Here is a 6,852-nt window from a genome sequence, read left to right on the forward strand (position 1 = left end):
AGCAAACTCAAAATACAAATAAGATGAAGCACTATCCGTTCATAATATTTTATCTTTTCTGCAATGTTTTCATTTATGCATTTCACGGAAGCTTTTGGGTATACCTGTTTTGTTTCCTTGCTTTTTCAGCGGTAGTGATCTGGGGATCTTTTGATATCGGATTAGGATATTTTGTCAACAGCATTACCCATAAAAAAACAAAGACAAAAGAAGTGGCACTGACTTTTGATGACGGCCCCACGGAATTTACACCGAAATTTTTAGATTTGCTGAAAGAGCATCAGGTAAAGGCTACCTTTTTTTGTATCGGCAGACAGATTGAAAAATACCCGGAGACATTCCGCAGGATCATTGAAGAAGGCCATTCAGTGGGAAATCACACATTCACCCATTCAGACTCAACAGGTTTTTTATCCGCTCCGAAAATGATCGAAGAAATTGAAAAATGTGATGGGGCCATCTTTAAAGCCGGAAATATTAAAACAAACTTATACAGGCCTCCTTTCGGGGTTACAAATCCCAATATTGCTAAAGCGATCAAAAAAACGGGGAAAAAGAATATTGGCTGGAATGTACGATCTTTAGATACCGTTACAGACAATGAAAAGAGGATCTATAAAAGGGTAAGCGGAGGTGTAAAAAGAGGGAGCATAATTCTTCTTCACGATACTTCGGAGAAAACTTATAATGTTTTGGTAGATTTATTGCTATTTTTGAAAGGGAAAAAGTATTCTACTTTTACTATTGATTCTATGTTTAAACCGGAAGAAAAATGATAAAGAATATTGCTTTAGGAGCATTTTTACTGGTTTCAGGCTTATTTTTCGCACAAAATACAGCCATGACCGGAACCGAAACAAAAGCTTTCGTAACAAAAATCTCTTCGGAGACCCGGGGGATAAAAACCCTGCAGAGTGATTTTATCCAAACCAAGAAAATGGATTTCCTGGACAAGAATATCGTTACTTACGGAAGAATGTCATTAAAGTCACCTAATATGCTGAGCTGGAGATATACAAAACCTTACCAGTACGGTATTGTTTTCAAAGACAATAAAATATTCATCAACGATCAGGGTAAAAAGTCTTCCGTGGATGCCAGGAGCAAAGCTTTCGAGAAAATCAATAAACTCATCGTAGGAAGCTCCAACGGGCAAATGTTCAATGATCCTGAGTTTACAGTGGCGTATTTCAGGAATACCCATTTCAACATAGCCAGGTTTACACCCAAATCTGCCCAACTATTGAAATACATCAGGCAGATTGAGCTGTATTTCCCTAAAAATCAATCTACGGTTTCCCAGGTAAATATGCTTGAAGCATCCGGTGATACAACAAATATTGTTTTCAAAAACACAAAGATAAATGCGCAAATCCCTGCTTCAGAGTTTTCTTTATAGTAGTTTACTGTTTTTTATCGCCTGCCAGACTTACCAGCTTACAGAAGTAACGCCTGTATCAGATTCTGACAAAACTGTTGAAAACCTGTATTTTTCTTCCGGTGAAGATTATGTTTATAAATGCCAGATGGATATTTATAAAAGCCACATAAGCGGGATCCTGATCATAAAGAAGATCAGTGAAACAACACACCGTGTTGCACTGACATCGGATTTTGGAAATAAACTGATCGACTTTAAAATTTCCGATGACAGCTTTAAGCTGAACTATGTGCTTCCGGATCTGGACAAGAAGATCGTGATCAGTTTTTTAAGGAATGATTTCCGGCAACTTTTAAAAAGGCGGTATCCTGTAAGCCAAAGTTTTGAAAACGCCCGTTCCAGAATTTTTCTTTCTGCTAATGGTAAAATGAGATATTATCTTTTCTTTGATAAAGAGAGCGGCCTGCTGAACCAGATTATTTATACAAAAAACAACAGGGAAAAAATAGATTTTACTTTTGAAGCAAAAAAACATATCTTCGCAGATAGCATTAATCTTCAACATAAAGACTTTAAAATCAATATAAAATTATTTCAAATAACCGAAACTGAATAAGCTGATGCAGACCATTCTTACAAACTTCTATACCCTAAATTCATATGAAAAGACAGAAAACGGAAGTTTTTCGGCAAAGATTTCCCTGAATAAGGATCATGACATCTTTAAAGGCCATTTTCCCGGGAATCCGGTTACTCCGGGGGTTTGTATGATGCAGATCGTAAAGGAGCTTACAGAAGAGTTCACCGGCTCGAAACTGTTTCTGAAGTCAGCTTCCAATGTAAAGTTTATGGCGATCATCAACCCGTTTGAAACGCCTGATCTGAAAATGCAGCTGGAAATTGATGAGCTGGGAAATGATGTTAAAGTAAAAAATACAACTTCCTTTGGCGAGACTATTGCATTAAAAATGTCAGTAAACTATAAAAAATTGACATCATGAAGCTTATCCTGTCTTTGATCACCGCTTTTATTTTTTTCTTCCAGTCGTCAGATATAGAAGCTTTAAGATATAGCTATGCAAAAGCCAACCAGTCTAACGCCAATACCCGTGCTTTTATAAATCTGGCCGAAAAGCAGACTTCTTCCGATCCCGTGGCTCTGGGCTACAAGGCTGCCGCTCAGGTTATGGAAGCAAAGGTTACCACAGAGAAGGGGAAAAGAAAATTGTTTGTAAAAGCCGGAGCTACAAGCCTTGAAAGCCTGATAGAAAAAAATCCTGATAATATCGAGCTAAGGGTAATACGATTAAGTGTGCAGGAAAATATTCCAAAAATTGTAGGTTATCACGGAAGCCTGAAAGAAGACAAGGCATTCATCTTAAAGAATATCAACAGGCAGAATGCTGCTCTAAAAGATTATATCAAAAGGTTTGCAATGCAGTCTAAAACCTTTACAGCCAAAGAAAAAGCGACATTAAAATAAAACAATGACCCTTTCTGAAGTTCAAAATGCAATTTCTGAAAAGAAAATATGTGTTTTAATACCTACCTATAACAATGAAAAAACTCTGAAAAGGGTTATTGACGGTGTTTTAGAGTATACCGAATGGATTATTGTAGTCAATGACGGCTCCACAGATTCCACCCCAACGATTCTTGCCGGGTATCCGCAGATCAGCGTCATCACCTTACCGGAAAACAAAGGGAAAGGGAATGCATTGAAAACAGGCTTCAGAAAAGCAAAAACGGAAGGCTACCATTACGCCATCACCATAGATTCAGACGGGCAGCATTATCCCGATGACATCCCCGTTTTCGTAAATGCCCTGCTTAACGAAGAAAAAGAGGTGCTGCTGATCGGAAACAGAAATATGTCCCAAGACGGCATTCCTAAAAAGAGCAGTTTCGGTAACCGTTTTTCCAATTTCTGGTTTTGGTTTGAAACGGGAATAAAGCTGGAAGATACACAATCCGGCTATCGCCTGTACCCTTTATACAAAATACCGGAGAAATATTTCACCCCCAAGTTCGAGTTTGAGATCGAAATCATTGTACGATCCGCCTGGCGGCGCGTCCCGGTGAAAAATGTCCCGGTAAAGGTGTTGTATGATCCTGCAGAAAGGGTTTCCCATTTCAGGCCTTTCAAAGATTTTACGCGGATCAGTATCCTGAATACCATCCTTGTAGTGATCACTTTGTTTTACATTATTCCGAGAAACTTCGTGAATAATTTCAAAAAAAAAAGCTTTAAAAGGTTTATACAAGAAGATGTCCTGGAAAGCGACGGAAGTAACCGGACGAAGGCTTTTTCCATTGCTTTGGGCGTTTTCATCGGTCTCTCCCCTTTCTGGGGATTTCAGACATTACTCGTCATTAGCCTATCTGTCCTTTTCAAGCTGAATAAAATCCTTGCATTTGTAGCCTCCAATGTAAGTCTTCCTCCTTTTATTCCTTTTATCATCGCTGCTTCTCTATTCTTGGGCGCTCCGTTTGTTCAGGAAGAAAGCAATATCCTGGCACAGGACTTCAGCTTTGATCTGATCAGGAACAACCTGTATCAATATCTTATCGGAAGTTTTATTCTAAGCACAACCGTATCGGTATTTTCAGGAATAATCACTTTTCTTTTTCTGGACAGGCTGAATCCTGAACACAATCAGGACCGGATATAGCATTCAACTGAAAGAGGCCGCCTCACAACTCGTGAAAACGGCCTTTTTTGTAAAATTTACTGTATCCTTATTTGGATACGATAATTTTCTGGGTATAATCTATTGAGCCGTTATTGATTTTTACAATGTATGCCCCGTTAATCAGCTTATCTGCACTGATTGTATTTTGCTTATTAAGGTTAATACTTTCTTTGGATATAAGCTCGCCTGTAAAATCAAAAATAGAAACTGTAGTAATTCCTGATAAGTTCATCCCATCAGATGTCCTGATCGTGAATTCACTCCTAACCGGATTAGGATAGATAGAAATTCCCTTGGATTTTGAAGCTTCATTTACAGCCAGTGTCTGACATTCGGCAGGAACCGTGAAGTCTTCCACCTGATCATTCATATCCGGCAAACTAAGGCCAATACCGTGAAGTCCTCCCGGTGCAGCATTGACACCTAACCCTCTTCTTGCAAAAACATTCCAGATCAAACATTTGTTTTCGCCACCGGTCGATGCCTGATCAGCAGCTAAAATAGCATCTCTTCCCTGTACAAAGCTAGGATTACATGGCTGTAATTTTAACGCATCCATGACCAGTTGGAGCACTCTTGCGCTTCCACTGTTAGGATCAGCTAAAACATCACTACTATATCCATATTTTTCTACATATTTCCAGTTAAGGTCCCACAGCATGGTAGCCCAAACAAACCCAATTTTGTGTACATTCGGTATGGTAACAGGCATCGGAAGCCCCGGAAAAGAGCTGACTGTGGTCATTCCGTTGGTTCTTCCATAAGTATAATTATTTACCGTAAAATCAGGGGAGTACCTGGCCGGTCTGAAACCTACTCCCGTTATGTCTTCTTCTGATACAAATGTTCCCAACCCTCTGGCAACAGTAGCATTGTCTCCAGGTTTGGTGGTCATCATCAGAGCAAAGAAATCAGACCATCCCTCTCCTGAATCTCCTGTTCCTGTGAGACGGTTGGAGATTCCATGACCATATTCGTGAGCGATGATACCATTATCCAAACTTCCATCTTTATTTACTTCCTTTAATGTAGAATTTATGACAACACCATTGGTAAGCTCATTCACCAGAAACTCACCTTCAGTTTTACCTATCATGATTGTAGGAATTGTAATTGTGTTGTCCGTGCCTCCTATGTCCTGAGGTTGATCACTATTGGGATTGTATTGTATTACCCCGATAGCTCCGGCATTCTGCAAATTTTTTGTTTTAACAGTAGGCATACATCCTGCTGCCGTTACTACCGCAATTTTTCCTGCGAGGCTACCCGCAGTAACCGGAGCACAGGCATCTGCCGGCGTAGAAAGTGCAAGATCTCCTGTGACAGGCAGACTGTCTGTAAGCTGAGGTCCGAAAGCAGCTTTTGCAGTTGCAGGGGTTCTGCTGACATAGCTTGCAGGTGAGTTATAATACAGGTATCGTACTACATCAGGAACAAAAAGGTACATCTGCATTCTTCCGCTGGTTCCGTCAACTCCCGCAGTAAAATTGGCATTATTAATACCGCCTCCGTCCCTGGCTTCAGCCAGAACAGGATCATTACCTACGCCTCCATTGTTAAAATTATTGGTTTGATAATTCCTTGCGGATTCAGTAAATCCGAATTTATAAAATACATCATGCATTTTATTGGTTACATAGAATAAATTGGTTACAGCTGCAGGAGTATAAGTTTGTTGGGGCATAGTCACATCCAGTGGAAAATCAAAAATCCTGTTTGCCCCGCCATCAGGAGAAAACTGTGGTGTATCGGTTTTGTTTTCATCGGTGTAGGCAAAAGCATTGTTTCCCCTGGTTATTGTATAATGATTAGCCTCGTCAGAGTGCCAGCCTTCCGGAGAGGCGGTCAGGTCCCAGGGATTGCTGATCAGTGTCCGGTTTCCAAATGTTGGTGCTTCTACAGGAAATGTAAATACGTTATAGAAGCATTATCAGGTGCCAAAACGAAACAGGCATGTTTTTGTGTATCTGTGGCCGGTATATTTTGGGGAAAAACGGATGGCCGGGCATTTTGGGAAGGCAATGATAAGCCTGAAGCGTAATGTCCGAAAGCATCTTCATGAAAGTTACAGGAAAGCGTAGTATTCTCCTGATAAAGAACAGAGCCGTCTTCAGTGCTGATAATCGTATTCCAGACATTGCCGGTCCCTTTCTCCTCAACATTAAATCTGTAACCGAGTATCAGCTCTCCTCCTTTCGCAAAATAAACTACACTTGTTTTCAGTGGCTCTTGCTTTCCGTCAATATCCCTAACGGTAAGCTGACCATTCAATTTTTTAACAACATCCGCTACCATGGCATCTTTGTCTGCCCTTTGTTTACCTCTGACTGCTGAAGGATAAGTTTTAATAAAGGTATCCGCAAAACTCAATACTTTGCCATCCCTGATCAAAACATTGGCTGAACATCCAAAGATCGGAATACCATTGACTGTCTGCTGTATTCCGACAACATCTCCCTTTAAGCTTTTAGACGGATCAACATTTATGATCTTAAATTCTTTAAGCTCAGGATTTGCCCTTTGGAACTTTTGTTCTGAATTTATATAGTTCTTAATTGTTTGCTCATATTTCTGAGCAGAAACCGAAGTAAAGCTAAAAAGTGAACAGAATAATAGTGTCTTAACACTAAATCGAATTTTTTTCATAAAATTGTTTTTTTTAAAATGATTGTCAGTTAGTAGACAAAACCCGAAATTGTTACATCATTTATATAAAAACAACTCAATAAAAATATTTATTATTAAGACAACTGATCCGTACATAAAGTATCGGGAAGG

General features: G+C 39.6%; 8 protein-coding genes. 6 read left to right on the forward strand and 2 right to left on the reverse strand.

Translation table 11 applies throughout. The features are described from left to right. Window positions 1-23: 23 nt before the first annotated feature. From ABMQ40_RS13865 to ABMQ40_RS13890, 6 genes are read left to right on the forward strand one after another with little or no spacing between them, the layout of a single operon-like run. Entirely contained in the window at window positions 24-776 is a 753-nt protein-coding gene (locus tag ABMQ40_RS13865) for a polysaccharide deacetylase family protein (protein ID WP_370900614.1), read from the forward strand. Continuing rightward, window positions 773-1,399: a flexirubin biosynthesis/transport protein LolA2 gene (gene lolA2 / locus ABMQ40_RS13870; RefSeq protein ID WP_370900616.1), complete on the forward strand. Its 627-nt coding sequence runs from the start codon at window positions 773-775 to the stop codon at window positions 1,397-1,399. Before ABMQ40_RS13865 ends, lolA2 begins: the two co-directional genes overlap by 4 nt. After that, window positions 1,365-1,997, forward strand: a complete 633-nt coding sequence (gene lolB2, locus ABMQ40_RS13875; RefSeq protein ID WP_370900618.1) for a flexirubin biosynthesis protein LolB2 — start codon at window positions 1,365-1,367, stop codon at window positions 1,995-1,997. The genes lolA2 and lolB2 overlap by 35 nt, the downstream gene beginning before the upstream one ends. Before the next feature lie 4 nt (window positions 1,998-2,001). Continuing rightward, on the forward strand, window positions 2,002-2,382 hold the full coding sequence (locus ABMQ40_RS13880; protein ID WP_370900620.1) for an ApeI family dehydratase: 381 nt from the start codon (window positions 2,002-2,004) through the stop codon (window positions 2,380-2,382). Then, window positions 2,379-2,864: a hypothetical protein gene (locus tag ABMQ40_RS13885; protein WP_370900622.1), complete on the forward strand. Its 486-nt coding sequence runs from the start codon at window positions 2,379-2,381 to the stop codon at window positions 2,862-2,864. Before ABMQ40_RS13880 ends, ABMQ40_RS13885 begins: the two co-directional genes overlap by 4 nt. Before the next feature lie 4 nt (window positions 2,865-2,868). Further along, window positions 2,869-4,053: a DUF2062 domain-containing protein gene (locus ABMQ40_RS13890; protein ID WP_370900624.1), complete on the forward strand. Its 1,185-nt coding sequence runs from the start codon at window positions 2,869-2,871 to the stop codon at window positions 4,051-4,053. 67 nt (window positions 4,054-4,120) lie between these two features. Here ABMQ40_RS13890 and ABMQ40_RS13895 read toward each other — a convergent pair whose 3' ends face one another. Next, on the reverse strand, window positions 4,121-5,944 hold the full coding sequence (locus ABMQ40_RS13895; RefSeq protein WP_370900628.1) for a M36 family metallopeptidase: 1,824 nt from the start codon (window positions 5,942-5,944) through the stop codon (window positions 4,121-4,123). 26 nt (window positions 5,945-5,970) lie between these two features. Then, window positions 5,971-6,720, reverse strand: a complete 750-nt coding sequence (locus ABMQ40_RS13900) for a hypothetical protein (protein WP_370900626.1) — start codon at window positions 6,718-6,720, stop codon at window positions 5,971-5,973. Window positions 6,721-6,852 lie beyond the last annotated feature (132 nt).

It is taken from the genome of Chryseobacterium gossypii (assembly GCF_041361455.1).
GTDB classification, from domain to species: Bacteria; Bacteroidota; Bacteroidia; order Flavobacteriales; family Weeksellaceae; genus Chryseobacterium; species Chryseobacterium gossypii.